The organism is Janibacter alkaliphilus, assembly GCF_013408565.1.
In the GTDB taxonomy this organism is placed as follows: domain Bacteria; phylum Actinomycetota; class Actinomycetes; order Actinomycetales; family Dermatophilaceae; genus Janibacter; species Janibacter alkaliphilus.
This window is the reverse complement of the sequence record NZ_JACBZX010000001.1, coordinates 2,166,850-2,193,508: the sequence shown is the minus strand read 5'-3', so window position 1 is coordinate 2,193,508 and position 26,659 is coordinate 2,166,850. Positions and strand designations below refer to the sequence as shown.

Below are 26,659 nucleotides of genomic sequence, written 5' to 3'. Positions count from 1 at the left end.
CTTGGCAGGATGACGGCCATGCCCTCCGTCGCCCCGGACCTGGACCGTCTGCCCGCCGACCGTCGCGAGATCGTCGCCGCGCGGATGCGCCGCTGGCTGCCCACCCTGGCCGAGGGCGTCCGCGAGGTCTACGGCGAGGACACCGAGGGGGTCGTCCAGCGCCTGCTCGACCTCGCCGTCGAGGCCAACGCGGAGCGCAGCGACGAGCTGCACCGGCTCGACCTCGACCGGACGCTGCGCCCGGACTGGCTGCAGGACCCGAGCATGATCGGCTACGCCTGCTACACCGACCGCTTCGCCGGCACCCTCACCGGGCTGGGCGAGCGCATCGACCACCTCGAGGCCCTGGGCGTGCGCTACCTGCACCTCATGCCGCTGCTGCAGCCGCGCGACGGCGACAACGACGGTGGCTACGCGGTCGCCGACTACACCGAGGTGCGCTCCGACCTCGGCACGATGGACGACCTCGAGGCGCTGGCCGGCGACCTGCGCTCGCGCGGGATCAGCCTGGTGGTCGACCTCGTGCTCAACCATGTGGCCCGCGAGCACGCCTGGGCGCGGGCGGCCCGCGCCGGGGACCAGCGCTACCGCGACTACTTCCACCTCTACCCCGACCGCGAGATGCCCGACGCCTACGAGGCGACGCTGCCCGAGGTCTTCCCCGACTTCGCTCCCGGCTCCTTCACCTGGGACGAGGAGGCCGACGCCTGGGTGTGGACCACCTTCAACTCCTTCCAGTGGGACCTGCGCTGGAGCAACCCCGAGGTGCTGCTGGAGATGGCGAGGGTCGTCCTCGACCTCGCCAACCGCGGGGTGGAGGTGCTCCGGCTGGACGCCATCGCCTTCATCTGGAAGCGGCTGGGCACGACCAGCCAGGGCGAGCCCGAGGTGCACCTGCTCACCGAGATCCTGCGCGCGCTGGCCCGGATCGCCTGCCCGGCGCTGGCCTTCAAGGCCGAGGCGATCGTCGCCCCCGAGGAGCTCGTGGCCTACCTCGGCCGCGGCCGGCACAGAGGCAAGATCAGCGACCTCGCCTACCACAACTCGCTCATGGTCCAGGCCTGGTCGCTGCTGGCCACCGGCGACGTGCGCCTGACCGCGCACGCGCTCGCCCAGCTGCCGCCGAAGCCGGCCAGCGCCACCTGGGTGAGCTACCTGCGCGGGCACGACGACGTCGGCTGGGCGATCAGCGACGCGGACGCGGCCGCCGTCGGGCTGTCCGGCGGCCTGCACCGCTCGTTCCTCGCCGACTGGTACACCGGCGCCTTCCCCGGCTCGGACGGGCGGGGGCTGACCTTCCAGGAGAACCCGGCCACCAACGACCGGCGCACCAGCGGTAACGCCGCGGCCCTGGTCGGTCTGCAGGCGGCCGAAGGGAGCGGCGCCCCGGTCAGCGACCCGGCGGTCGCCCGGGCCTGCGACCGGCTGCGGCTGGCGCACGCGCTGGTCGTCGGCTGGGGCGGGGTGCCGGTGATCTGGAGCGGCGACGAGCTCGGTCAGCCGGACGACCCGACCTGGGCGGACGAGCCCGGCCACGCCGACGACAACCGGTGGGCCGGCCGGCCGCGGCTGGACTGGGAGCGGGCCGCCGACCGCGACGACCCGGGCACGGTGGCCGGCCGGGTCTTCACCGACCTGCAGCGGCTGACGAGCACCCGTGCCCGGCTGGCGCCGATGCACGGCTCGGTGGAGACCCTCGTCGAGCCGGTCGACGACCCCGGGGTGCTCGTGCTCAGCCGGCACCACCACCTCGGCACCCTGGTCCAGCTCTACAACGTCACCGACGGCTGGCGTCCCTGGCCGGGCCATCGCGCCCGCGCCCTGGGCGTCGAGGGGTCGATCGACGAGCTCACCGGCGAGCCGCTGCCGTGGGGCGGCGACGACCAGGTGTGGCTGCCGCCGCACGCCGCGCTGTGGCTGCTCGGGCCCGCCTCGGGCTGAGCGCTGCCGGCTACTCCCACTCCCAGGCGATGGTCACCGCGCCCGGGTCGACGTCCTCCCGGGCGAGGTGAGCGATCCGGGAGGCGGACAGCCCCAGCTCCATCTCCACGGTGGCGTCGGGGTCGTCACGTACCTCCACGATCCCCCGGCAGCGCGAGGGCAGCCGGCCGTCGTCGAAGGCGACGCTGAGGACGAAGAGGTCGGCCGGGTAGCGGAAGGCCCGCCGGTACTCGGTGCTCGCGGTCCCAGCGCTGTCGTCGATGAGCCGATACTCCAGCAGGTGGGTCTCCCTGGCCTGCAGCGACCGGTCGAAGAGGAGCTCGGCGGCGATCACCGGCTGCGTGCGGTGGTGGCGGACCCGCCCGAGGCGGCAGTTCTCCAGCGGCTCGATCCGCATCTGCCCCGGCGCCGAGCCCGGCTCGCCGACGAAGACGGCCAGGTGCCGGTCGGGGGCCGGGGCGATCGCCCGCTCCAGCACCCGGACCCGCAGCTCGCTGACCACGCCGGCGGAGTCCAGGACGAGGGACTCGTCCACGACCTGGGGGCGCAGCTGCCCGTCCCACGGCCCGATGAGGTCGGTCAGGGTCTCGGCGACCGAGTCGGCCGGCTCGAGCAGCCCGTCGTAGCTGCGCGGGTCGGGCTTGACCGTCGCCCGCACGCCGCGGGGTCGTGGCGGGCCGAGGAGACCGGTGAGCGAGTGGGGCGGCACCCCGGTGATGTTCTCGATCGCCCGGATCGCCCGCAGCGACTCGCTGCGCTCGGGGCGGCTGCGCCCGGCCTGCCAGTAGCTGAGGCTGGTGATGCTCACGTGGACGCCGCGCCGGGCCAGCCGCTGGTGCAGACGCTCCAGGGTCAGCCCGCTGTTGCCCACCGCGGCGCGCAGGGCATGGTGGAAGGGCCCGGTGCGCAGCAGCTCGCTCAGCTCGCGAGCGCGCACGACGTCTCCGGACACGGGCCCTCCTCCCCTGTGATTGTTGGAATTTTCACAGATACCCCATGGGAGCCGACACCATCGGGGGTGTCCACGGCCGCAGAAGGCGTCTCACGACGAGCGTCACGGCGGTCGACGTTCAACTTCACCACCTGTCGATTTCACAGTTGGCGCTGCTGCTCTGCGCTCCGTTTGACCCGGATCAGCGGCGTTGGTCTGATCAGCGGCAGGCCTCAGCGCGACGCACGGATCGCGTGGAGACCCGTCGGAGCCGTGCGCTCCGACTGGCCCCCGGGGGGAGGTCTGGGGGTGCGTCACCGTCCGCGGCGGCGCACCCCCGAGCGGCCCCCTCAGCCGAGCACCGGGAGGCTCAGCGAGCGGACCGACCCAGGCGGCAGCGGCTCGGACCAGTCGACCCTCCGCCACGGGTGCCGGTGCCCCCGCAGCGCGGCGAGCGCGACCCGGATCGTGTGCTCGTGGCTGACCACGACGACATCGGTGACGTCCGCAGGCGTGGCCTCCAGCGCGACGAGCGCCGGACGAAGGCGGTCGTGGACGTCGCGCAGCGACTCCCCTGCAGCCCAGCGGATCTCGCTCACGTCGGCACCCTCGGGTGTCGGCTCCGGGGCCAGCTCGTCGCGGCGGAGCCCCTCCATCGTGCCGAGGTGCTGCTCTCGCCATCGGCGATCGACCCAGGGCTCGATCTGCGGTTCGTTCACCCGATCCCCGGTGCGCGCCTCCGCCAGCACCTCGGCGATGATCGTCGCGCTCTCCACGGCACGGGCCAGGTCGCTGGTGACGAGGCGTACCTCACCGCGGCCGAGGGAGCGCAGCAGGTGACCCGCCGCGTCATGGACCTGCTCCCGCCCGGTGTCTGTGAGCACCGGCTCTCCCTCCCCGGCGAAGGAGCCCTGGACGCGACCGGCCTCCTGCCACGTCGTCCGACCGTGCCGGACGAGATGCACCTGGGTCACGGGCAGCACGCTATCCCCAGCCCCGGTCTCGCAGCCCCCGCCAGGTCTCGACGCCCGCCTCCGTAGACTCGCCGACGTGACTGGCCTGCTGGTGACCGGGACGAGCTCGGACGCGGGGAAGTCTCTCGTCGTCACCGGCCTGTGCCGGGCGCTGGCCCGCCGCGGTCTGCGGGTCGCCCCCTTCAAGGCGCAGAACATGTCCAACCACTCGATGGTCACCCAGGACGGCGCCGAGATCGGTCGCGCCCAGCATCTCCAGGCGCAGGCCGCGCGGGTGACCGCGACGTCGGCGATGAACCCGGTGCTGCTCAAGCCGGGCAGCGACCGGCGTGCCCACGTCGTCCTCCGCGGCCGACCCGCCGGGGAGCTCGCCGCCGGGGAGTACGCCACCGGCCGACGGCACCTGGCCGAGGCCGCCTTCGCCGCCTACGCCGAGCTGGCCGACGAGGTCGACCTCGTCGTCTGCGAGGGCGCCGGCTCTCCCGCCGAGATCAACCTTCGCGCCGGCGACTACGTCAACCTCGGCCTGGCGCAACGCTTCTCGCTGCCGGTCGTGCTCGTCGGCGACATCGACCGCGGCGGCGTCCTGGCCGCGCTCTACGGCACCTGGGCGCTGCTCGACGAGGACGACCGGGCGCTGCTGCGCGCCTTCGTCATCAACAAGTTCCGGGGGGACCCGGCGGTGCTCGCCCCCGGCCTGGACGAGATCACCGCCCGCACCGGGATGCCCGGCCTCGGCGTGCTGCCCTGGCTCGAGGACGTGTGGATCGACTCCGAGGACGCCCTCTCGGTGGGCGCCTGGCGGCACGACGACGCGACCGAGGACGCCGAGGGCGGTCTGCTCGAGGTCGCGGTGATCCGGCTGCCGCGCACCTCCAACGCCACCGACGTCGACGCGCTGGCCGCCGAGCCCGGCGTGCGGGTGCGGGTCACCCGGGACGCCGACGTCGCCCGCGAGGCGGACCTGCTCGTGCTGCCCGGCACGCGCGCGACCACCTCGGACCTCGCCTGGCTGCGGGCCCGGGGTCTCGACGCGGTGGTGCGCGAGCGCGCCGCCCGCGGCGCCCCGGTGCTCGGGATCTGCGGCGGCTACCAGATGCTGCTGGCGGAGATCCACGACGAGCACGAAGGGGGCGCCGGCACCGTGCCCGGGCTCGGCCTGCTCCCCGGGCGGGTGGACTTCCACGAGGAGAAGGTGCTGGCCCGCCCGCACGGCTCCTGGCGGGGTAACCCGGTCGAGGGCTACGAGATCCACCACGGCGTCGTCACCCCTGACGGCGGCGAGGACTTCCCCGGGGGGCACGGCGTCGGGCCGGTGCGCGGGTCGATCTGGCACGGCACGCTGGAGAGCGACGACTTCCGGCGGGCGCTGCTCGCCGACGCGGCCGCGGCCGCGGGCTCCACGTGGCGGGCCCGCGTCGACGCTCCCGCCTTCGCCGACCGGAGGGAACGGATGATCGACGACCTCGCCGACGCGATCGAGGGCCACCTCGACCTCGACGCCCTGCTCGCCCTCACCGCCGGAGGTGCGCGGTGAGCGCTGCGCAGGAACAGAGCCGGCGCATCCACGTCGTCGGGATCGGCGCCGGGTCTCCCGGGCACCTCACCGCGCAGGCAGCCGCCGCGATCCGTGAGGTCGACGTCGTGCTCGTCGCCGACAAGGGCGAGCGGGTGGACGAGCTGCGGGCGCTGCGCGAGGCGATCCTCAGGGAGGTCTGCGCGGACGGGCGGCTGCCCGAGGTCGTCGCCGTGCCCGACCCCCGTCGCGGCCCGGACGCCGAGCGGGACGCGACCGGCTACGCGCAGGCTGTGCGGGACTGGCACGCGGCCCGCACCGACGCCTACGTGCGGGTCATCGAGGAGCTGCCCGAGGACGCCGTCGTCGGCTTCCTCGTGTGGGGCGATCCCGCCTTCTACGACAGCACGATCCGCGTCGTCGACGCGATCGGCGAGCGGCTGCCGACCGAGGTGACCGTGGTGCCGGGGATCAGCGCCTTCCAGGCGCTGGCCGCCGAGCACCAGGTGGTGCTGCACCGGGTCGGTGAGCCGGTGCACGTGACCACCGGGCGCCGACTGGTGGAGCAGTGGCGCGCCGCACGGGCGGCCGGGGTCGCGCTCGGCACCGTGGTCGTCATGCTCGACGGGCACCTGGCCTGCCAGGACCTGGTGGGCTCGGACCCGGACCTGACGATCCGGTGGGGCGCCTACGTCGGGATGCCGCAGCAGGAGCTGCGCGCCGGGCGGCTGGCCGACGTCATCGACGAGATCGTCGCGCTGCGTGCCGAGCTGCGCGCGCAGCACGGCTGGGTGATGGACGTCTACACCCTCTCCTGAGGTCAGCGGGTGGGGCGGTGGCCCGACCGTCAGCGGGTGCGGGCGGTGGCCCGGCGCGCGGCCAGGCCCTGCAGCAGCATCGAGGCGGCCAGGCAGGCCCCGACCCCTTCGCCGGCCCGCAGGCGAAGGGCGAGCAGCGGCTCCAGCCCGAGCTCGCGCAGCACCAGCGCGTGGGCGCGCTCCCGGCTGACGTGCCCGGCGACGAGGTGAGCCTGCACGCCCGGTTCGATCCGTGCCGCGACGAGCGCGGGCAGCGAGCCGGCGAGCCCGTCGAGGACGACCGCCGCGCCCTGCTCCACCGCACCGAGCACGACACCGGTGAGCACCGCCATCTCCGGCCCGCCCACCGCGGCCAGCGCCTGCAGCGCGTCCTCGCCCGCGGTCTCCGCGCTCTGGGCACCGCCGTGTCCCGGTCCGCGCTGCCCCGCCGTCCGGGCCAGCGCGGCGGCGACGACCTCGCGCTTGCGCGCGACGATCTCCGCGTCCGAGCCGGCACCGAGACCGACCGCGTCCTGCGGCTCCAGCCCGAGCAGCGCGCACGCCAGCGCCGCCGCCGTGGTCGTGTTGCCGACACCCGCCTCGCCGAGACAGACCAGCCCGTCGGATGCCGCCCCGGCGCCGATCTCCCTCCCACGAGCCAGCAGCCGGTCGACGTCGGCCCGGGTCATCGCGTCCGCGCCGACGAGATCGCCCCGGGCGTCCCGCGGCCGCGCGTCCCGCAGCGACGACACCTCGCGGTCGAGGTGATGCGCGCCCCCTTCCCCGGCGTGGATCACCTCGACCGGGTCGTCGGCATCGGTATCGACTTCACCGTCGGTGCCGTCGTCGACGCCAGCGTCGACGACGACCACGCCGAGCCCCCCGGCCGAGGCGGTGGTCGCACCCAGCGACGTGCCGGCCAGGCTCGCGGCGAGGATGTCGCGGGTGGTCGAGGCCGGGTAGGCGCTCACCCCGTGCGCGGTCACCGGCTGGTCGGCGGCGGCGAGCACGAGCGTCCCGCCCGCCACCGCGTCGCCGGCGCAGGCGACCACCCGGGAGATCGCCCGGTCGAGCACCCCGAGGGACTCCGGCGGCGAGAGCAGCTCGTCGGCCGCGTCGGTGGCCGAGACCAGCTGGTCCGCCGAGGGCGCGGCCAGGTAGGACCGCGCCGGCGCCGGGCCCGCGCCCTCGCTCCACCGCTCGCGGACGATCACCTCGTCCAGCGGCACCTTCCGGCTCCACGCCGCCCGCTGCAGACCCGGCTCCGGCGGACGCTCGTCCGGCCAGCCCAGGCACATCCAGCCCAGCGTCTCGACGCCCTCCGGCAGCCCGAGCAGATCGGCCAGCGCGGCCGGCTCGAAGAGGGTGACCCAGCCCATCCCGAGCCCACGGGCGCGGGCGGCCAGCCACATGTTCTCCACCGCGGCGGCGCAGGACCACAGGTCGGCGTCGTGGAAGGTGGCCCGGCCCAGCACCCCGCTCGCCGGGGTGCGCCGGTCGCAGGCGACGACGACCCCGACCGGCGCCTCGCGCAGCCCCTCGAGCTTGAGGTCGAGCATCCGTGCTGCCCGGTCGTCGGTGAGCAGGTGCGCCTGGTCGAGGCGGCAGCGGTCGGCCATCGCCGCGGCCCGGTCGCGGGTGAGCGGGTCGGTGACGACGACGAAGCGCCACGGCTGGGAGTGCCCGACGCTGGGCGCGGCGTGCCCGGCCTCGAGCACCTGCCGCAGCAGCTCCTCGGGCACCGGGTCGGGACGGTAGCGGCGGATGTCCCGGCGCCCGCCGACGACCTGGTCCAGGGCGGCGACGACGTCGGCGCCCATCGCCCAGCCGGCCGGGTCGGCCCGACGCTCGGCGGCGCTGCTGGCGTCGCCGACGCTCGGCACCGGCCGGGCGTAGCGGGGCGAGGCGTCGTCCGCGCCGGACCCGCTCACTCCTCGAGCTCCCCTTCGACGTCGAGGTGCACCTGCTGCATCGCCGCCATGAGCTCCGGGTCGGGCTGCTCCCACAGGCCACGGTCGGCGGCCTCGTGCAGCTTCTCGATGATGCTGTGCATCGCCCACGGGTTGGCCCGGCGCAGGAACTCCTGGTTGGTCGGGTCGAGCACGTACTCCTTCGCCAGGGTCTCGTACATCCAGTCCGGCACCACCCCGGCGGTGGCGTCGAAGCCGAAGACGTAGTCGACGGTCGCGGCCAGCTCGAAGGCTCCCTTGTAACCGTGCCGCTGCATCGCCGCGATCCACCGCGGGTTGACCACGCGGGCGCGGAAGACCCGGTTGGTCTCCTCCTGCAGGGTGCGGGTACGCACCTCGTCCGGGGTCGAGGAGTCGCCGACATAGGCCTTCGGCGCGGACCCGGTGAGCGAGCGCACCGTGGCCACCATGCCGCCGTGGTACTGGTAGTAGTCGTCGGCGTCGAGGATGTCGCTCTCGCGGTTGTCGATGTTCTTCGCGGCGACCTGGATGCGCCGGTAGGAGCGCTCCATGTCCTCCCGGGCGGGGGCGCCGTCGAGGTCGCGGCCGTAGGCGTAGCCGCCCCAGGCGGTGTAGACCTCGGCCAGGTCCTCGTCGCCGCGCCAGCCGCCGGACTCCACGAGCTGGATAAGCCCGGCCCCGTAGCTGCCCGGCTTGGACCCGAAGATCCGGGTGCGGGCGCGGCGCTCGTCGCCGTGCTCGGCCTCGTCGGCCCGGGCGTGGGCGCGCACGTAGTTGTCCTCGTCGCGCTCGTCCAGCCCGGCGACCAGCGCCACCGCGTCGTCGATCATCGCGATGACGTGCGGGAAGGCGTCGCGGAAGAAGCCGGAGATGCGCACCGTGACGTCGATCCGCGGGCGACCCAGCTCGGCGAGGTCGACCGGCTCCAGGCCGGTGACCCGGCGGGACTGCTCGTCCCAGACCGGGCGGACCCCGAGCAGCGCGAGGATCTCGCCGATGTCGTCGCCGGAGGTGCGCATCGCCGAGGTGCCCCACGCGGAGAGGCCGACGCTGCGCGGCAGCTCGCCCTCCTCCTCGCGGTAGCGCTGCAGCAGCGACTCGGCCATCGCCACCCCGGTGTCGTAGGCCAGCCGGCTGGGGATCGCCTTGGGGTCGACGGAGTAGAAGTTGCGCCCGGTGGGCAGCACGTTGACCAGGCCACGAAGGGGGGACCCGCTGGGACCGGCCGGGATGTAGCCGCCGTCGAGGGCGTGCAGCACCCGCGGGATCTCGTCGGTGGTGCGGCGCAGCCGCGGCACCACCTCGGCGGCCGCGAAGCGCAGCGAGGCCGCCACCCCGGCCCGGTCGACCTGGTCGAGGTCGACGTGACCGAGGGCGGTGTCGTCGGCGTGCCCGGCGAGCACCCGCTCGACGATGCCCGGCACCTGCTCCCCGGCCCAGCCGGCGTCGGCGAGCGCCTGCACCAGCTCGCGGGCGACCTCCTCGACGGCGTCGGTCCGGGCGGTGCCCTCGACCCCCTCGCCGCCGGCCAGCCCGAGGGCGGCACGCAGCCCGGGGATGCCGTCGCCGGAGCCGCCGAACATCTGCCCGGCCCGCAGGATCGCCAGGGTGAGGTTGACCAGCCCGGCCTCGACCGGCTCCTCGCCGAGCACGTGCAGCCCGTCGCGGATCTGCACGTCCTTGATCTCGCAGAGCCAGCCGTCGATGTGCATGACGAGGTCGTCGAAGTCGTCGCCGAGCACCTCGTCGTCGGTGGCGTCCTCCAGGCCCAGGTCGCGGTGCATCTCGGCGGCCTTGAGCAGGGTCCAGATCTCCCCGCGCAGCGCCGGCGCCTTGGCCGGGTCCATCACCGAGACGCTGCCGTACTCGTCGAGCAGCTGCTCCAGACGGGTGATGTCGCCGTAGGACTCGGCGCGGGCCATCGGCGGCACGAGGTGGTCGACGACGGTGGCGTGCGCGCGACGCTTGGCCTCGGTCCCCTCGCCGGGGTCGTTGACGAGGAAGGGGTAGATCAGCGGCACGTTGCCCAGCGCCGCGTCGACGCCGCAGGCGGCCGAGGGAGCGAGGGTCTTGCCGGGCAGCCACTCGAGGTTGCCGTGCTTGCCGACGTGCACGATCGCGTGCGCCCCGAAACCCTCCTCGATCCACCGGTAGGTGGCCAGGTAGTGGTGGCTCGGCGGCAGGTCCGGGTCGTGGTAGATGGCGATCGGGTTCTCCCCGAAGCCCCGCGGCGGCTGCACCATGAGGGTGACGTTGCCGCGCTGCATGGCCGCGGTGACGATCTCCCCCTTCGGGTCACGGGCCCTCGCGTCGGTCCCGGCGTCGACGAAGAGCTCGCCGGGGGCCGGGCCCCAGTGCTCGGTCATCTCCTCGCGCAGCGGCTCGGGCAGCCGGTCGAACCAGCCCTGGTAGGTCGCCGCCGGGATGCGCACGGTGGCGCCCTCGACCTGGGTCTGGGTCAGCCAGTCCGGGTCCTGGCCGCCGGCCTCGATGAGCGCGTGGATCAGGGCGTTGCCCGCGGTCGTGTCCGGCTCCTCGCCCTCGACCGGCGGCAGCGGCTCCATCCCGGGGAAGCCCTCGCCGAGGTCGTAACCGGCCTCACGCATCTGCCGCAGCAGCCGCACCGTGCTGACCGGGGTGTCCAGGCCCACGGCGTTGCCGATCCGGGCGTGCTTGGTCGGGTAGGCCGAGAGCATGACGACGACGCGCCGCTGCTCGGCCGGGGTGTGCCGCAGCCGGGCGTGGCCGACGGCGATCCCGGCGACCCGGGCGCAGCGCTCGGGGTCGGGCACGTAGGCAGGCAGCCCGTCCTCGTCGAGCTCCTTGAAGGAGAAGGCGGTGGTGATCAGCCGGCCGTCGAACTCCGGCACCGCGACCTGGGTGGCCACGTCCAGCGGGGAGACCCCGTCGTCGCTGCCGGCCCACTCCTCGCGGCTCCAGGTCAGGCACAGCCCCTGCAGGATCGGGATGTCCAGGGCGGCCAGGCGCTCGACGTCCCAGGACTCGTCGTCCTCGCCGGCCGAGGCGGTCGCCGGGCGGGTGCCGCCGGCGGCGAGCACCGTAGTGATCAGCCCGTCCAGGGTGCCCAGGTGCGCCATGAGGTCGTCCGGGGCGTCGCGCAGGCTGGTGGCGTGGATGACCTCGGCGTGACCGCCGGCGGCGTCGATGGCGTCGCCGAGGGCCTGCACGTAGGTGGTGTTGTCGGCGGCGAACTGCGCCCGGTAGAAGATGACGCCGACCCGGGGCCGGGTCAGGGCGGCGCCGTCGGGGCCGAGCAGCGGCGCCGGCGTGGGCCGCTCCAGCAGGCCCCAGGTGGGCAGCGGCTGCGGCGGCTCGAAGCCCTCCCCGGTGAGCAGCAGCGTGTCGCAGAGGAAGTGGTGCAGCTGGGTGAGGTTCTCCCGGCCGCCCTCGGCGAGGTAGCGGTGGGCCTCCTGGACCACGCCCTGCGGGGCGGTGGAGAGCTCCATGAGCGCGGCGTTCGGGGTCTGCTCGCCGCCGAGGACGACCATCGGGACGTCGGTGTGCTCGCGGATCCGACGGAAGCCGTCGCACATGTCGTCCGGCCCGCCGAGGATGCGGGCGACGATGACGTCGGCGCCCTCGATCGCCTCGGCCATGTCGGTGTGCCCGGGGCGGGAGGGGTTGGCGTAGACGTAGTCCACCTCGGCGGCGCGGGCGCACAGCAGGTCGGTGTCGGAGGTGGACAGCAGGGCGATGGTCGGCACGGGTGGCGCGCTCCTCAGGCAGGGTCCGCGCCCCGCCGGCTCGAAGGGGGACCCGGGCAGGGTGCGCCGGGCCGACCGGCCCGACGTGTCTGACTCCACCGCCCCAGGGGCGCGCCCGCCCGGTGGCGGAGGGCGCCGCGGAGCGGCTCACAGTGGCGGGACCGTCCCGGAGTCTCACCGGGTTCCGTGCGAGGTCGGTCCCGGGCAGCCTAACCGGTGCCCGCCGTATGCTCGTGCGCCGTGGCCACGCCGACCCCCGCCACCGCACCGGCCCGCTCCGGCGCCGACCGCTGCCCCGGGCTGCTCTCCCCCTTCGTCTCCGCGGACGGGGCGATGGTCCGGCTGCGGGTCCCCGGCGGCTGGCTGCCCACGGCGACGCTGCGCGCGGTCTCGGCCCTCGCCGGCACGCACGGCGACCCCGACCTCACGTTGACCTCGCGCGGCTCGCTGCAGCTGCGCGGGCTGCCGGAGGTGCTGCCGGCCGAGATCATCACCACCGTCGGGGAGCTCGGTCTGGTGCCCTCGGCGGCGCACGACCGGGCCCGCAACATCGTCGCCGACCCCGGCGACCCGCAGGTCCGGGCGATGGTGGCCGCGCTCGATGCGGCGCTGCTCGCCGACGACGTGGCGGCCGGGCTGCCGGGGCGGTTCCTGCTGGCGGTGGCCGGCCCGGACGGTCCGGTGCTCGCCGAGCCCTGGGACCTCGCGGTGGTCGTCGACGCCGCGGACACCGCGCAGGCGACGGTGCTCGTCGACGGACGCTCGCTGACCGTCCCCGCCGCCCGGGCTCCGCAGGTCGTGCTCGCGGTGATCCACCGCTTCCTCGCCGCGCGCCCGGGGGCCCGCGCCTGGAACGTCGCCGACCTCGCCGCCGACGTCCGGGCCGGGCTGCTGCCCGGATCAGTCCCGGCCTCGCCGCACCCCGCCGCTCCCCCGCTGCCGGGACCGCTGCCCGGCGCGACGACCGAGACCGCGCCGGACCGTGGGCTGCTCGCGCTGGCCCCGCTGGGCCTGCTCACCCCGCCCCAGGTCGACGCGCTCGCCGAGGTCGCCGCCGAGGTGCAGCTCACCCCGTGGCGGGCGGTGCTGGTGCCGGTCGCGGACGGCGCTGCCGGCACGGACAGCAGCACGAGCGATGTGCCCGAGCGCCTCACCGCGAGCGGTCTCGTGCTCGACCCGAGCTCGCCGTGGACGGTGCTCAGCGCCTGCGCCGGGGCCCCCGGCTGCGCCCGCACCGACGTACCCACCCGGGACATCGCCCGGGAGGCGGCACCGCGGATCGACCCGGCCGGGCCGCCGGTGCACGTCATCGGCTGCGAGCGCGCCTGCGGCCACCCGGCGCGGGAGCACCTGCGGGTGGACTCGCCCGCAGGGCCGGATGCGGTCCTCGCCGCGCAGCGCGCGATGATGACCCGGTCCCGCACCACAGACCAGGAGGACCGTTGAGCACGCCCGGCAAGCCGACCCGCCGCTACGACTACGTCACCGACGGGCTGGAGATCTACCGGCGCAGCTTCGCCACGATCCGCAGCGAGCTCGACCTCAGCGGGCTGCCGGCCGACCAGCACGGGGTCGCCGTCCGGATCGTGCACGCCTCCGGCGACACCAGCGTGCTGCCTGACCTGGCCGCGCACCCGGACGCCGTCGGTGCCGCCCGCCGGGCCCTGGCCGCCGGGGCGCACGTGCTCACCGACAGCAACATGCTCGCCTCGGGCATCACCCGCCGCCGGCTGCCGGCGGACAACCCGGTGGTGTGCACCCTGCGCGAGCCGGGGGTGGCCGACCTCGCCCTGGACTTCTCCACCACCCGGGCGGCCGCCGCGGTCTCGCTGTGGGGCGAGCGGCTCGAGGGCGCCGTGGTGGCCGTCGGCAACGCCCCGACCGCCCTCTTCCACCTGCTGGAGCTGCTCGCCGACGGCGCGCCCCGCCCGGCGGCGATCATCGGCATGCCGGTCGGCTTCATCGGCTCCGCCGAGTCGAAGGTGGCCCTGGCCGAGCACTCCCTGCCCGGCACCTCGGGCGGCGAGCAGGTGCCGTGGATGGTCGTCCACGGGCGGCGCGGCGGGTCGGCGATGGCCGCGGCCGCGGTCAACGCCATCGCCGACGACGACGAGCTGGCATGAGCGACATCCCGGTCGCCGGTGACCACCGGGCGGTCCCCGGGCACCTCTACGGCGTCGGGGTCGGTCCGGGCGACCCGGGCCTGATCACCCTGCGCGCGGCCGGGCTCATCGCCAGCGCCGACGTCGTGGCCTACCACCGGGCGGCGCACCGGGAGTCGACCGCGCGCCGGATTGCGGCCGGGCACATCGCCGACGGGGTGATCGAGGAGGCGCTGGTCTACCCGGTGACGACCGGGACGACCGACCACCCGGGCGGCTACTACGGGGCGCTGGCCGACTTCTACGACGAGTGCGCCGAGCGCTTCCGGGAGCACCTGGCCGCGGGACGCTCGATCGTCTGCCTGGCCGAGGGCGACCCGCTCTTCTACGGCTCCTTCATGTACGTCCACGACGCGCTGCGCGAGGACTTCCCGACGACCGTGGTGCCCGGGGTGACCGCGATGGCCGCGGCCTCGGCCGCCGTCGGCACCGGGATGTCCCGGCACGAGGACACGGTCACGGTGCTGCCCGGGACGCTGCCGGTGCCCGAGCTGGCGCGGCGGCTGGCGGACACGGACGCGGCGATCGTCATGAAGCTCGGGCGCACCTTCGACGGGGTGCGCGAGGCGCTGCGCCAGGCCGGGGTGCTGGAGCGGGCCGTCTACGTCGAGAGGGCCAGCCGGGAGGGGCAGCGGGTGCTGCCGGTGGCCGACGTCGACGCCGACGCGGTGCCGTACATGTCGATCGTCGTCGTCCCCGGGGTGGACGTGCGCGCCGACGCCGCCGGGCGGGCCGCGGCCTACCGCGAGCTCGCCCCCGCGGTGGGGGGCGAGCGCGCCGCCGGGCCCGGCACCGTGCACGTCGTCGGGCTCGGGCCCGGCCCGGAGCGCTGGCTGACCCCGGAGGCGAGCGCGATGCTGGCCCGGGTCGACCACGTCGTCGGCTACGCCCCCTACGTCGCCCGGGTGCCGCAGCGGGCGGGCCTGACCCGGCACGCCTCGGGCAACACCGTCGAGCTCGACCGCGGCAGGCTGGCGCTGGACCTGGCCCGCGGCGGCGAGGACGTGGCGCTGGTCAGCGGCGGCGACGCCGGGGTCTTCGGGATGGCGACGGCGCTCTTCGAGGCGCGCGAGCGCGCCGTCGAGGAGGACCCGGCGTACGGCGACGTGCCGGTGCGGGTGCTGCCCGGGGTGACCGCGGCGCACGCCGCCTCGGCCCTCGTCGGGGCGGTGCTCGGCGGGGACCACGCCCTGGTCAACCTCAGCGACAACCTCAAGCCGTGGGAGGTCCTCGCCGACCGGCTCGTCGCGCTGGCCTCCCGCGACGTCACCCTCGCCCTCTACAACCCGCGCTCCCGCTCCCGCCCGGACACCCTCGGGCACGCCCGCGACCTGCTCGTGACCGAGGTCGGCCCGCAGCGGGTGGTCGTCGTCGCCCGGCACGTCGGGCGCGAGGAGGAGTCAGTGACCGTCACCACCCTCGGTGACCTCGACGTCGCGGCCGTCGACATGGGCTGCCTCGTCGTCGTCGGTGCCTCCAGCACCCGGGTGACCGCGGACGGGCGGGTCTGGACGCCGCGGTCTCAGGACCAGCGCTGACGGCGCCCGGCCTCACCGGGCGGCGAGCCACCACCGCCCGCGGCGACGTCGGCGCAGCTGACGGGCGAAGCGCCGGTCCTCTCCGGTCAGGCGCCGCCGGGCCTCGACCCGCGCAGCACCTCGTCCCTGCCGGTGGACGCTCACCATGCCCTCCTCGCTCCCTGGGGATACGTCCCGACGGCCGCCTCCCTGCCGGCGGCCGTCGGGACGGGCGGAGAGTCCTCGGCCGGTGACCCCTGGCGCTCCCCCCGGTCCGGTCGTGCGACCGGCCGCGCGCGTGGTCACCGCCGGCCTCTCCGGGCACGAGACTGCGCCACGCGCCGCGCCACGACGAGGTTCTGGGGCCAGATCGCACGACCTCGCACGCCCCGATCACGGCGTCGCCCGGATCCGCACACCGAGGATGGGAACCGCCCTACACTCGCCGCAACGAGCCGAGGGGCCGAGGAGCACCCGTGACCCGGAGCCTGCATGGACCCGATGTCCCGTCCGTCGAGACCATCACCGACCGGCAGGCGCTCGGCGAGCTGCTGACCGGGCTCCGCGAGGACAGATCGGTCCGGTCCCTCGAGACGGAGGTCCGCCAGCGCGTCGGCGAGCAGGACGCGGTCGTCTACAGCACCATCGCCTCCTGGTGCCGGGGCGACTCGGTGCCGGCGCCCCGGCAGCTGCCCGCCTTCCGGGCGCTGCTCGCGGCGCTGGAGGTGACCGACGACGCTCCCTGGATCGAGGCCACCCGGCGGATCCGGGCGCACAAGGAGCTCGGACCGTCCCCCTACCCCGGGCTGGCCCCCTTCTCGCAGGAGCAGAGAGACACCTTCTTCGGGCGCGAGGACATCGTCGCCACGATGGTGGGATCGATCGTCGAGGGCCGCGAGCCGACGGTGCGGATCCTCGTCGGCTCGTCAGGCAGCGGCAAGACCTCTCTGGTCCAGGCCGGCGTGGGTCCGCGCCTGGCCGACCAGGGCTGGCAGATCGAGACGATCGCCGCCGGCAGCGACCCGGACACCGAGCTGGAGCGGCTGCGCTCCGCCGTCCCGGGCCCCACCCTAATGATCGTCGACCGCTTCGAGCAGATCCTCGGCGCGGGCGTCGAACGGTCCGTGCGCGACCGCTACGTCGACGCGGCCCTGGCGCCGGTCCCCGACCGGACGGTCCTGCTCGTGCTCCGCTCGGACTACTACGAACCGGCCGCCACGGACCCCCGGCTGCGCGAGGTGCTGCAGGGCTCGCAGGTCGTCGTCGGCCCGATGAGCGAGAACGAGCTGCGGCGGGCGGTCGTCGAGCCGGCGCGGGCGGCGGGGGCGACGATGCCGGATGCGCTCCTGGAGGTCGTCGTCACCGAGGCCCGGGGCTACAGCGCCACCGGCCACCAGGGCCTGCTGCCCCACCTGTCCACCGCGCTGCGGGCGACCTGGGAGGCGGCCGGCCAGGGCGCCCTGAGCGTGGCGGACTACCGGGCCGCGGGCGGGATCACCGGCGCCATCGAGCAGACCGCCGAGGCCGCCTACGCCGGCCTCGACCCCGAGGCCCGCGAGGTGCTGCGGCACCTGCTGCTCCGCCTGGTCAACGTCTCCCACGAGGGGCCGCTCACCCGCCGGTCCGCGACGAAGGACGAGCTGGCCGACCTCACGGCGACCGTCCCGCAGACCGACCTCGTCGAGCACCTCACCGCGGCCCGCCTGCTCAGCGTCTCCACCGACCAGGTCGAGCTGGCTCACGAGTCGCTGCTGACGGCGTGGCCGCGGCTGACCCGGTGGATCGAGGACGCCCGCGCCGACCTCGAGCCCAGGCCCAGCTGCGCGACGCCGCCACCCCGTGGGACGAGCACGGACGGGTCGTCGGGGACGTCGCCCGCGGCTCGGCCTACGACCGCTTCTCCGCCCTGGCCGACCGGAGCACCGTCCTGCTGACCCCGCTGGAGCGCCGCTACCTCGACGCGAGCCGGGCCGAGGCCGAGCGCCGGGCCACCCTCGGCCGCCGGCGCGTGCGGCGCCGCCGCGCGCTGCTGGCGGCGGCCGTGGTGGTGGCCCTTGTCACCTCGGTGCTGGCGGGCGTCGCGGTCTACCAGGGACAGCAGGCAGGGCTCGCCCGCGACGACGCGCAGAGCGCCCGGAGCCGTGCGCTCTCCCGGCAGGTCGCGGTGTCCGCGCAGAGCCTCGCCGGTCGCGACCCCTCGGTCGCCGCGCGGCTGGCCCTGTCCGCCTACCGGATCGCGCCCACGCTGGACGCCCGCTCGGCCGTCCTGGAGCTGGGCAGCCAGAACCTGCCGCAGCGCCTCGTCGGACCACCCGGGGGCGAAGGCGGTGGCCGTCTCACCGGACGGCGACCTCGTCGCGGCGTCGACCACCACCACCGACGACGTCACCCTCTACACCGCCGGGGAGTCCGGCGGGTTCGTCGAGTCCGCCACGCTTCCCGTCGGCGGCGAGACCTACACGCTGGACATCTCACCCGACGGCCGGCTGCTCGCGGTGGGCACCGCCACGGTCGGGATCACCCTGTGGGACCTCACCGCGGACCAGCCGCAGGTGGTGCACGAGCTGGAGGGACCGGCCGGCCCGCGCCCTGCCGGCCTATCCAGTCGACGCCGACCAGACCTGGGGCCTGGCCTACAGCGACGACGGCGCTGCGCTGGCGGCCTCCGACGACACGGGGCTGGTCCACGTGTTCGACCGCGGCACCTCCCGCAGGGTGAGCACGCTGACGATGCCCGGCGACGCCCGGGCCCGTCCGCTCACCTTCGCGCCGGACTCGTCCGTGCTGGTGGTCGGCACCGTCGTCGACAACCTCGTCATGGTCTGGGACGTCACCGACCCCGCAGAGCCGGACGGCCTCGAGGGTCCCGATCAGCCCTTCGGCAGCTGGGTGAACGCGGTGAGCTTCAGCGTCGACGGCGACGTGCTGGCCGCCGGTGCCTCCGACGACACGGTCCGCCTCTACGACACCGCGGACTGGTCCGAGATCGGCACCCTGCCGCACGGCGGCATCGTCTCCGGCGCCGAGTTCGCCGACGACGACACCCTCGTCACCACCGCCGACGACGGGGCGGTGCGGGTGTGGACCGAGCCGGCCGAAGGCTTCGTCACCACCCCGCACACGGTCTTCAACGTCACCACCTCCGGCGAGTCCGGGGCCACCGTGGCCGTCGGGCCCGGGTTCGCGCGCTCGGTGAGCGTGCCGGGCGGGTTCCTGCCCGCCCAGGAGGAGCCGGCGATCCTGCGGGAGGATGAGATCACCGGCGCCGGGGGGATCTCATCCTCGGGCGAGCACGTCGCCCTCGCCCGGGACGACGGGCACATCGCCGTCTACGGCGCCGACCTGTCCGACCCGAGCCTGGAAGGTCGCACACGGGGAGACGGACCGGGCGTCATGACCGATCTGGCCTGGGCGCCGGACAGCGAGACCCTCGCGGCGGTCGGGACGGCGAGCTCGTCATCGTCGACGCCGGCGATGCGGCTCGGCCCGAGGTGACCGCGCGGGTGCCCTCGGACAGCGAGGCGTCCACGCTCGTCTGGAGCCCGACGGACCCGGTCGTCGCGGTGACCCATGTGGACGGGGTCGTCCGGCTCGTCGACGTCGCCGACGCCACGGAACCGGTGCTGCTCGCCGAGATCACCCAGTCGGACATCCGGCAGCCCGCCGTCGCCTTCTCCCCCGAGGGCAGCGTGCTGGCGATCGGTGGCTCGGAGGGCGAGCTGCAGCTGTGGGACATCGGCGAGCCCACGGAGCCGAGCCGCGTCGGTCCACCGCTGGTCGGCCCGTCGTCGCTCATCCAGTGGGCGGCATTCTCCCCGGACGGCGGCCAGGTCGTCGCGACGACGAACGCGGGTCAGGCCTGGGTCTGGGACATCACCGACCGGGCGCACCCGCGCGAGCACGCCGTGCTCGGCCCGATCGACGGCGGGCTCTTCGGCGTGGGCTTCAACCCGCGCGGCGACACGATCATGGCCGGCGGCACCAACGCCCGGGTGAACGTCTGGTCGCTCGACGTCGACAGCGTCGCCGACCGGGTCTGCCGAGAGCTCGGCGACCCGCTGACCGAGGACGAGTGGAGCCAGCACGTCCGGGGCTCCGGCTTCCAGGACCCGTGCGCGGGCTGAGCGTAGGTCGTCGCCGCCCGGCCGACGCGCGAGCCGATCCTCAGCGGTCCGCGGGTGCCGGCGCCCTCGTCGCGACCGCGTCGGCCACGTCGGTGACGGTCCGTGGTCGCCCGTCGGCCGGGACCGGGAGCCCCAGCCGGCTCAGCAGGTCGACCATCCACGGGGTGTGCAGCCGGGCCGAGGCAAGCAGCGCCTCGTCGGTGAGCGCGTCGACGACGTTGCCCTGATGCACGACGTGGTCGACGACGAGCAGCACCTCCTCGGCCCAGGCCCAGGCGAGGTCGACGTCGTGGGTGGCGAGCACGACCGTCGTACCGTGCTCCTCCAGGGTCGCCAGCGCGGCGAGCATCTCCTGCACCCCGACCGGGTCGAGGCCGGCGGTCGGCTCGTCGAGCAGCAGCACCTGCGGCTGCATGGCCAGCGCCCCGGCGATCGCCACCCGCTTGCGCTGCCCGTAGCTGAGCCGGTGCACCGGGCGGTCGGCGAGGTCGGTGATGCCGAGCAGGTCGAGCACCTCGTCCACCCGGGCGGCGACCTCGGCCGCGCCGAGACCGAGGTTGGTCGGGCCGTAGCCGACGTCGGAGCGCACGTCCGCGCTGAAGAGCTGGTCGTCGGGGTCCTGCAGCACGAGCTGCACCCGCTGACGGTGCGCGGTCAGGCCCCTCCGGTCGTGGGCCAGCACCGCGCCGCCGCTGATGACGTGCCCCTCGGTCGGCCGGTGGACCCCGGAGAGCACCCGCAGCAGGGTGGTCTTGCCGGAGCCGTTCGCCCCGAGCAGTGCGGTGCGCACCCCGGCGCCGATGCTCGCGCTGACGCAGTCGAGGACGTCCGGCGCCCCGGGGTGGCCGGCGTGCACGCCGCGGACCGCGAGCGCGGTATCGGTGTCGTCGGGCGGGCTCCAGGAGCCGAGGCGGTGGGTCATGGCCGGCTCATCATCGCCTGCGGCGGCCTCACAGCGCCACCAGCACCGACGCCGCGCCGGTCACCGTGACGAGCACGACCGCGGCCAGCGCGAAGGGGAGCGAGACCGGCCGGGCGGGCACCATAGGCACCGCCTCGACCCCGCCGCGTCCGGCGAGGCCGTCCTCGAGCCGGGCAGCCCGGGTCCAGGCACGGACCATGACCGCGGCGACGAGCTGCCCGAGGGAGCGGCGGGCGGCGTGTCCGGAGGCGTAGCCGAGCCGGCCGGCCTGCGCCTCCCGGATCGCCGCCATGGCCTCCAGCAGCCCGAAGATCATCCGGTACATCACCGCGGCGACGTCGACCACCGGCCCGGGCACACCCACCCGGCGCAGTGCGGAGAGCACCTCGACCATCGGGGTGGTGGCCGCGAGCAGCAGCATCGCGCTGGTCGCGGCGAGCGCCCGCAGGCTGACCAGCAGCGCGGTCTCGACGCCGCTGGTGGTCATGCCGACCGGCCCCAGCCGCCAGACGTCGCTGCCGGTGGCCGCGCCGAGGTCGAGGGCGACGGTCACCGCACCGACGGCGACGAAGACCGCCGGGCCGAGCAGCACCCGCCACCACAGCCCGGGCGGCACCATCGCGGTCAGCAGGGCCAGCCCGGTGACCAGCAGCCCGACGACTGCCGCGACCACCGGGGAGCCGGTGGTCGCGGCGACCAGGAGCAGCCCGAGGCACAGCAGCGCCTTCTCGGCGACCGAGCGGCGCCGCCACGGGCTGCTCCAGGCAGCGTCGTCGAGCTGCACGGCCTAGCCGTCCCTGTCCATGTCCCCGGCACCGTCGACGTCCCCGTCGCCGCGGAGGCGCCGCTCGCGCAGCACGCCGAAGGCGTAGCCGAGGACGATGCCGCCCAGACCGGCCTGCAGGGCGAAGAGACCGGACTCGATCTCGCCGCCGGCGGGCGCGATGATCGGCTCGAACCACGGCTCGTGGCCGTCCTCCTCGATCTGCTCGGTAACGGCGGCGTCGGTGCCGCCGAAGGGCTCCTCCTCGCCGGCCGCGGCGCGGGCGCCGAGGACGAGGGCGATCGCCACGACGAGAGCGGCCAGGGCCAGCAGGGCCCACACGACCCCCTTCGACAGGGGCCTGGTCTCGCGCACGGGCGTGGTGTCACACCCAGGGTCGGTGTCACGCACGGGCGGCCTCCTCCCCGGTCCGGGCGGTCGTCGGGTCGCCGACGACGCCGAGGTCACGCAGCTCGGGGCGGGCCCAGCTGAGCAGGGCGTTGACGACGAGGACGCCGATGATCCCTTCGACGATCGCCAGCGGGATCTGGGTGACCGCGAAGACCCCGAGGAAGCGCCCCCACGCCTCGAGGAAGCCGCCCTCGGGGAAGGCCAGCGCCAGCTGGGTGGAGGTGGTGACGTAGGTCGCGAGGTTGGCCACCGCCATCGCGCAGAAGACCTTGACGCTCAGCGGCGCGGCGGCGAGCAGCCGGTAGACGCCGTAGCCGGCCCAGGGCCCGACGACGGCCATGGCGATGGCGTTGGCGCCCAGGGTGGTCAGGCCGCCGTGGGCGAGCAGCAGCGCCTGGAAGAGCAGGACGATCGTGCCCAGCAGCGCCATCACCGGCGGCCGGAAGAGGATCGCGCCCAGCCCGGTGCCGGTCGGGTGCGAGCTGGAGCCGGTGACCGACGGCAGCTTGATCGCCGACATGACGAAGGTGAAGGCGCCGGCGGCGCCGAGGAGGATGCGGGCGTTCGGCTGCTCCCGCACCACCTTGACGACAGCGCGGGCGCCGTGGACGACGAAGGGGGCGGCCACGACCGTCCACGCGGCGGCGTGGACCGGTGGCAGGAAACCCTCGGCGATGTGCATGCGCACTCACTCTCTCCCGGGATGACGCGTCCCGGGGTGACATGCCGGGCGTCGGTGAGTTCCTGACTCGCGGAAGACCCGCTCACAGTGGCGCGACCGTCCCGGACTCTCACCGGGTTCCTCATCGGGTCGACGTCGGCGAGCGCAGCGTAGCGCGTGCCGTCCGCAGGGCCCAGGCGTCGCCGGGCGGCGCGGGATCCTCCGACCCGACGCTCGGGGCGCTGCGCACGGCCACGAGCCTGCGCGAGGTGGTCCGCCGTGCTGCATGCCTGCCTCGACCGCCGTGGCTGTCCGCGGCATCTCGGGGGCGCTACGGGTCCAGCACCGAGAGATGCAGCACGGGCGACCAGGTCAGGCGAGGGCGGAGGCCGGTCAGGCGAGGGCGGCGGCCAGACGGAGCGCTCGCTCGCGCAGCCGGGCGCGCAGGGCCTCGGGCAAGAGCACCTCGGCCTCGTCGCCCAGCCGCCACAGCGCCCAGTCGGCGTGCCGCTCGTCCTGGAAGGTCAGCTCCAGCGTGGTCCACCCCGGGGACTGCTCGTGGTCGTCCCTGGGGCTACCGATGCGGTCGCCTCCGTCCGGACGCTCGGCGACGAGCGCGACCGCGCTCCCGACCAGCTGGGCGCGTCGTTCCTCGCGCACCCGCACCACCACCGTCAGGGTGTCCTCACCCCGGAAGCGCTCGCTGCGCTCGCGCCACAGCGCGGGGAGGTCGATCTCCTCGGCCCGTTCGGCCGGCTCGGCGAGCGCCTCGGCGGCCTGCACCCGGGACAGCCGGTAGGTCCGGTCCTCCCCCGCCGCGGTCGCCAGCAGATAGCTGCGTTCGCCGGCGACGACGAGGCCGACCGGCTCGACGGTGCGCCAGGTCGCCGCCCGGCCAGGACGGGCGTAGCGCAGCCGCAGCTGTCGGCCGTCCAGCACCGCGCGGCGGACCTCGACGAGCACCTCGGCGGGGATCTCCGGCGGGAGCACTGGCCGGGCCAGCAGGTCGGTCTCGGGCGCCACGAGGATGCGGCGGGCGGCCTCCCGCGCCCCTCCGCGGCGCTCCTCGGGCAGCGCGTCAAGGACCTTGCGCAGCGCCGCGGCGTGCGCCCCGCCGAGCCCGAGGGCACGGCCCGACCCGGCCGCGAGCACCGCCACCGCCTGGTCGTCGGTGAGACCGGTGAGCTCGGCCCGGAAACCGGGCAGCAGCGCGTACCCGCCGAGCGGGCCGCGCTCGGCGTAGACCGGCACCCCCGCCGCCGAGAGCGCCTCGACATCCCGCTGGATCGTGCGGGTGGTCACCTCGAGCTCGGCCGCGAGCGCCGTCGCGCTGGTCAGCCCGCGCTGCCGCAGCAGCAGGACGAGCGAGACGAGCCGGTCCGCACGCATGGCGCGAGACTAGGCGAGATACCCGACACAAGGTGTCGCATATGGGCCGCAGGCTGCTCCCGATGGCCCGCACCGGTGGGCCACGGACGGATCGGAGACGAGCATGGAACGCACCGCGGTGAACCCGGTGACCTGGTCGCAGGAGCTGGGCTTCAACCAGGGCGAGGTGGTCAGCGGGCAGCGCCGCACCCTCTTCTGCTCCGGGCAGACGGCGATGGACCCCGACGGGGTGCCGCAGCACGAGGGCGACCCCGCCGGGCAGCTGGCGCTCAGTCTGGACAACCTCGAGGCCGTGCTCGCCGACGCCGGGATGAGCCTGGGCAACCTCGTGCGGCTGACCGTCTACGCCACCGACATCGACGCGCTCATGCCGCACTACGGCGTGCTGGCCGGGCGTCTCGCCGCAGCCGGGGTGGCCCCGCCGACGACGATGCTCCAGGTGGTCCGGCTGGCGGTGCCGGGTCAGGTCGTCGAGCTGGAGGGGACGGCCGTGGACTGACCGGCCGGGCCGCCCTCGGCGCGCGCCCGCCGCGAGGAGTAGAGGTGCGACTCGACGAAGCCCTCGGCCTCCAGCGCCCACCCGACGATGATCACCGCGGCCTGGCGCAGCCCGTGCGCCTCGACCTGGTCGGCGATGTCGCCGAGGCGTCCGCGCAGCACGAGCTCGTCCGGCCCGCTGACCTGCGAGCCGACGACCACCGGACAGTCGGCGCCGTAGTGCGCGGTCAGCTCCTCGGCGAGCCGGCGGGTGTGCCGGATCGCCAGGTGCAGCACGAGGGTGGCGCCGGTGGCGGCGAAGGCGGCGAGCTCCTCCCCCTCCGGCATGGCCGTGGAGTCCCGCTGGGCCCGGGTGAGCACGACCGACTGGGCCACCTCGGGCACGGTCAGCTCGCGCCCGACGAGCGCCGCGGTGGCCGCGTAGGCCGGGACGCCCGGGGTGACGTCCCAGGGCACCCCGGCAGCGTCCAGCCGGCGGGCCTGCTCGGCCATGGCGGAGTAGACGCTGGGGTCGCCGCTGCACAGCCGGGCGACGTCCTCGCCGGCCTCGTGGGCGGCGACCATCCGCGCGGTGATCGCGTCGAGGTTCATGCCCTGGGTGTCGACGAGGTCGGCTCCCGGTGGGCAGTGCGCCAGCACCGCTTCGTCGAGGTAGGTGCCGGCGTAGAGGCACACCGGGCTGGCCTGCAGCAGGCGCGTCGCGCGCACGGTGAGCAGGTCGGCGGCGCCGGGCCCGGCGCCGATGAAGTGGACGGTCATGCCTCTCCTTCGGTGATGCCGGACCGGGTGCGGACCGCGGCGAGCTGGACGACAGGGCGCGCCGGGGTCCACGACAGGTAGCGCCCCAGCGGCCGGGCGTGCTCGACCGACAGCCGGGTCAGCGCCCCGCCGGTGCGGCCGTGCAGCGCGACGAGCACGGCCTCGGTCTGCAGGGTCACGGCGTGCGCGACGAACCGGCCGCCGACCGGCAGCCGCGTCCACGCCTCGTCGGCCAGCTCCTCGGTGAGGCCCCCGCCGACGAAGACCGCGTCCGGGGCCGCGTCGCCGCCGTCCCCGAGCACGACGTCCAGCCCGTCGGCGAGGTCGGCGGTGAGCACGGTGAGCCGGGCCCCGACCCCGAGGTCGTCGGCGGTGGCACGGATCCGGGCCGCGCGCCCGGGGTCGCGCTCGACGCTGGTGCAGCGCGTCCGTGGCGCGGCCAGGCACCACTCGATGCCGACGGCACCGCTGCCGGCCCCGAGGTCCCACAGGTGGCCGCCGTCGGCCGGGCGCAGGTGGGCCAAGGCGCTGGCCCGCACGTCGCGCTTGGTGATCTGCCCGTCGCTGGCGAAGGTGGCCTCGGGTCGCCCGGGCACCGGCCCGAGCGCTGCGGCGGTCGTGGTCTCCGCGCCGCTCTCGTCGGCCGTACCGTCGGTGGATGCATCGTCGGGGGCGGCCTCGACGCAGCACAGCACGAGGTCGGGGGTGCGCGGCAGCTCCCACGTGCTGGCCCGGGAGCGGGCGCTCCCTTCGTCGTCACCGCCGAGGTGCCACCAGGCGGTCACCCGAGAAGCACCCCAGCCCCGGTCGGTGAGCAGCGCCGCCAGCTCGGCCGGCCCGCTGCCGTCGGAGAGGAGCACCACGAGGCGGGCGCCGGGCGCGAGGGAGGGCAGCACCCGACGCAGGTCCCGGCCGACGGTGGTGATCACCTCGACACGCTCGGCGGACCAGCCCATCCGTGCCCGGGCGAGGGTGTCGGAGGCCAGCGAGGGGTGGACCCTCACCTGGTCCGCGCCGAGCAGGTCGATGAGGGTGCTGGCGATCCCGGAGCGAAGGGGGTCGCCGCTGGCGAGCGCGACGACACCGGCGCCCGAGCGGCTGTCGGCGTCGGCGGGCTGGCCGAGCGAGGCGAGCAGGTCCGGCAGACCCTCGCGCAGCGGCCGCGGCCAGGTGCGTCGCTCGGCCGCGACGTGCTCGGGGAGCAGCGCCAGGTGCCGCTCGCCGCCGACGATCACCCTGGCCCCCTCGAGCAGCGCACGCTCGCCCGGCCCGAGAGCCTCCCAGCCCGCGGCGCTGATGCCCACGACGTCGATCACGGCGCCACTGTAGGCCGCCGACGAGACCGCGCCGCCCGAGGACGACCGTCGGTCGAGGTGTTCCGCGCCGCTCTGGCGGGCGTGGATCACCTCGACCCCACGCGTCACTCGCTGCGCGGCCACCCCCGGTCGCCTCCGCTCACGCTGCACGAGCCCGACCGACGGCGTGTGAGACCATGAGCGGCGACCCCAGGGCGAGGAATCCGGTGCGACTCCGGAGCGGTCCCGCCACTGTGAGACCCCACCGTCGGGGAGAGCCAGGACGTCGCCCGGGGTCACCCGCGCACGCGCCCGTGCCCGGGTCCCGACCACGCGGCGAGCG

22 protein-coding genes and 3 riboswitches are annotated in these 26,659 nt (G+C 75.4%); of the genes, 10 read left to right on the top strand and 12 right to left on the bottom strand.

All coding sequences use genetic code 11. The features are described 5' to 3' along the window. The first annotated feature begins 18 nt into the window (after positions 1-18). Complete coding sequence (locus BJY28_RS10590; RefSeq protein WP_246313389.1) at positions 19-1,941, top strand: alpha-amylase family protein; 1,923 nt, start codon at positions 19-21, stop codon at positions 1,939-1,941. 10 nt (positions 1,942-1,951) lie between these two features. On the opposite strand, the gene BJY28_RS10585 is transcribed toward BJY28_RS10590, so the two are convergent. Together BJY28_RS10585 and BJY28_RS10580 are read right to left on the bottom strand one after the other, a co-directional pair. Further along, positions 1,952-2,893, bottom strand: a complete 942-nt coding sequence (locus BJY28_RS10585) for a hypothetical protein (protein WP_179462983.1) — start codon at positions 2,891-2,893, stop codon at positions 1,952-1,954. 329 nt (positions 2,894-3,222) lie between these two features. Continuing rightward, positions 3,223-3,846, bottom strand: a complete 624-nt coding sequence (locus tag BJY28_RS10580) for a histidine phosphatase family protein (protein WP_179462982.1) — start codon at positions 3,844-3,846, stop codon at positions 3,223-3,225. 76 nt (positions 3,847-3,922) lie between these two features. Between BJY28_RS10580 and BJY28_RS10575 the strand changes: the two genes are divergently transcribed. After that, positions 3,923-5,383 carry a cobyric acid synthase gene (locus BJY28_RS10575; protein ID WP_179462981.1) on the top strand — a complete coding sequence of 487 codons (1,461 nt, stop codon included), beginning with the start codon at positions 3,923-3,925 and terminating at the stop codon, positions 5,381-5,383. Then, positions 5,380-6,180: a precorrin-6A synthase (deacetylating) gene (gene cobF / locus BJY28_RS10570; protein ID WP_179462980.1), complete on the top strand. Its 801-nt coding sequence runs from the start codon at positions 5,380-5,382 to the stop codon at positions 6,178-6,180. The genes BJY28_RS10575 and cobF overlap by 4 nt, the downstream gene beginning before the upstream one ends. Before the next feature lie 29 nt (positions 6,181-6,209). On the opposite strand, the gene bluB is transcribed toward cobF, so the two are convergent. Further along, a complete protein-coding gene (bluB, locus tag BJY28_RS10565; protein ID WP_343037059.1) occupies positions 6,210-8,090 on the bottom strand; it encodes a 5,6-dimethylbenzimidazole synthase in 1,881 nt (626 codons plus the stop codon). Next, complete coding sequence (gene cobN, locus BJY28_RS10560; protein WP_179462979.1) at positions 8,087-11,815, bottom strand: cobaltochelatase subunit CobN; 3,729 nt, start codon at positions 11,813-11,815, stop codon at positions 8,087-8,089. The genes bluB and cobN overlap by 4 nt, the downstream gene beginning before the upstream one ends. Before the next feature lie 83 nt (positions 11,816-11,898). Next, a riboswitch (cobalamin riboswitch) is annotated at positions 11,899-12,003 on the bottom strand. A gap of 52 nt (positions 12,004-12,055) precedes the next feature. Here cobN and BJY28_RS10555 point away from each other — a divergent pair. From BJY28_RS10555 to BJY28_RS10545, 3 genes are read left to right on the top strand one after another with little or no spacing between them, the layout of a single operon-like run. Next, entirely contained in the window at positions 12,056-13,261 is a 1,206-nt protein-coding gene (locus BJY28_RS10555) for a cobalamin biosynthesis protein CobG (protein ID WP_179462978.1), read from the top strand. Next, positions 13,258-13,938, top strand: a complete 681-nt coding sequence (locus BJY28_RS10550; RefSeq protein ID WP_179462977.1) for a precorrin-8X methylmutase — start codon at positions 13,258-13,260, stop codon at positions 13,936-13,938. Before BJY28_RS10555 ends, BJY28_RS10550 begins: the two co-directional genes overlap by 4 nt. After that, positions 13,935-15,515: a precorrin-2 C(20)-methyltransferase gene (locus BJY28_RS10545; protein WP_179462976.1), complete on the top strand. Its 1,581-nt coding sequence runs from the start codon at positions 13,935-13,937 to the stop codon at positions 15,513-15,515. Before BJY28_RS10550 ends, BJY28_RS10545 begins: the two co-directional genes overlap by 4 nt. A gap of 12 nt (positions 15,516-15,527) precedes the next feature. Here BJY28_RS10545 and BJY28_RS16645 read toward each other — a convergent pair whose 3' ends face one another. Next, a complete protein-coding gene (locus BJY28_RS16645) occupies positions 15,528-15,659 on the bottom strand; it encodes a hypothetical protein (RefSeq protein WP_281366926.1) in 132 nt (43 codons plus the stop codon). 311 nt (positions 15,660-15,970) lie between these two features. Between BJY28_RS16645 and BJY28_RS10540 the strand changes: the two genes are divergently transcribed. From BJY28_RS10540 to BJY28_RS10530, 3 genes are all read left to right on the top strand, one after another. Beyond that, a complete protein-coding gene (locus BJY28_RS10540) occupies positions 15,971-17,428 on the top strand; it encodes an nSTAND1 domain-containing NTPase (protein WP_179462975.1) in 1,458 nt (485 codons plus the stop codon). A gap of 781 nt (positions 17,429-18,209) precedes the next feature. Then, the gene (locus tag BJY28_RS10535) at positions 18,210-18,989 is read left to right on the top strand and encodes a WD40 repeat domain-containing protein (protein WP_179462974.1); all 780 of its coding nucleotides are present in this window, start codon (positions 18,210-18,212) and stop codon (positions 18,987-18,989) included. 8 nt (positions 18,990-18,997) lie between these two features. Further along, complete coding sequence (locus tag BJY28_RS10530) at positions 18,998-19,618, top strand: WD40 repeat domain-containing protein (RefSeq protein ID WP_179462973.1); 621 nt, start codon at positions 18,998-19,000, stop codon at positions 19,616-19,618. A gap of 40 nt (positions 19,619-19,658) precedes the next feature. On the opposite strand, the gene BJY28_RS10525 is transcribed toward BJY28_RS10530, so the two are convergent. The 5 genes from BJY28_RS10525 to BJY28_RS10505 all read right to left on the bottom strand — a co-directional run bounded on the left by BJY28_RS10525 (position 19,659) and on the right by BJY28_RS10505 (position 23,764). Further along, positions 19,659-20,540 (bottom strand): energy-coupling factor ABC transporter ATP-binding protein, encoded by an 882-nt coding sequence (locus BJY28_RS10525; RefSeq protein WP_179462972.1) that lies wholly within the window; start codon positions 20,538-20,540, stop codon positions 19,659-19,661. A 28-nt stretch (positions 20,541-20,568) separates the two neighbouring features. Continuing rightward, entirely contained in the window at positions 20,569-21,324 is a 756-nt protein-coding gene (gene cbiQ / locus BJY28_RS10520; protein ID WP_179462971.1) for a cobalt ECF transporter T component CbiQ, read from the bottom strand. Between the two features lie 3 nt (positions 21,325-21,327). Beyond that, positions 21,328-21,678 carry an energy-coupling factor ABC transporter substrate-binding protein gene (locus BJY28_RS10515; protein WP_179462970.1) on the bottom strand — a complete coding sequence of 117 codons (351 nt, stop codon included), beginning with the start codon at positions 21,676-21,678 and terminating at the stop codon, positions 21,328-21,330. Between the two features lie 28 nt (positions 21,679-21,706). Further along, positions 21,707-22,396 (bottom strand): energy-coupling factor ABC transporter permease, encoded by a 690-nt coding sequence (locus BJY28_RS10510; protein ID WP_179462969.1) that lies wholly within the window; start codon positions 22,394-22,396, stop codon positions 21,707-21,709. A gap of 36 nt (positions 22,397-22,432) precedes the next feature. Continuing rightward, a riboswitch (cobalamin riboswitch) is annotated at positions 22,433-22,558 on the bottom strand. A gap of 210 nt (positions 22,559-22,768) precedes the next feature. Next, positions 22,769-23,764, bottom strand: coding sequence for a helix-turn-helix transcriptional regulator (locus tag BJY28_RS10505; protein ID WP_179462968.1), 996 nt, complete (start codon positions 23,762-23,764; stop codon positions 22,769-22,771). Between the two features lie 103 nt (positions 23,765-23,867). On the opposite strand from BJY28_RS10505, the gene BJY28_RS10500 reads away from it, so the two are divergent. Then, complete coding sequence (locus tag BJY28_RS10500; protein ID WP_179462967.1) at positions 23,868-24,263, top strand: RidA family protein; 396 nt, start codon at positions 23,868-23,870, stop codon at positions 24,261-24,263. On the opposite strand, the gene cobM is transcribed toward BJY28_RS10500, so the two are convergent. Both cobM and cbiE read right to left on the bottom strand, forming a co-directional pair. Further along, positions 24,227-25,021: a precorrin-4 C(11)-methyltransferase gene (gene cobM, locus BJY28_RS10495; protein WP_179462966.1), complete on the bottom strand. Its 795-nt coding sequence runs from the start codon at positions 25,019-25,021 to the stop codon at positions 24,227-24,229. The genes BJY28_RS10500 and cobM overlap by 37 nt on opposite strands. Then, on the bottom strand, positions 25,018-26,337 hold the full coding sequence (cbiE, locus tag BJY28_RS16880; protein ID WP_179462965.1) for a precorrin-6y C5,15-methyltransferase (decarboxylating) subunit CbiE: 1,320 nt from the start codon (positions 26,335-26,337) through the stop codon (positions 25,018-25,020). Before cbiE ends, cobM begins: the two co-directional genes overlap by 4 nt. Before the next feature lie 185 nt (positions 26,338-26,522). Then, positions 26,523-26,614: riboswitch (adenosylcobalamin (AdoCbl) riboswitch) on the top strand. The last annotated feature ends 45 nt before the right edge of the window (positions 26,615-26,659 follow it).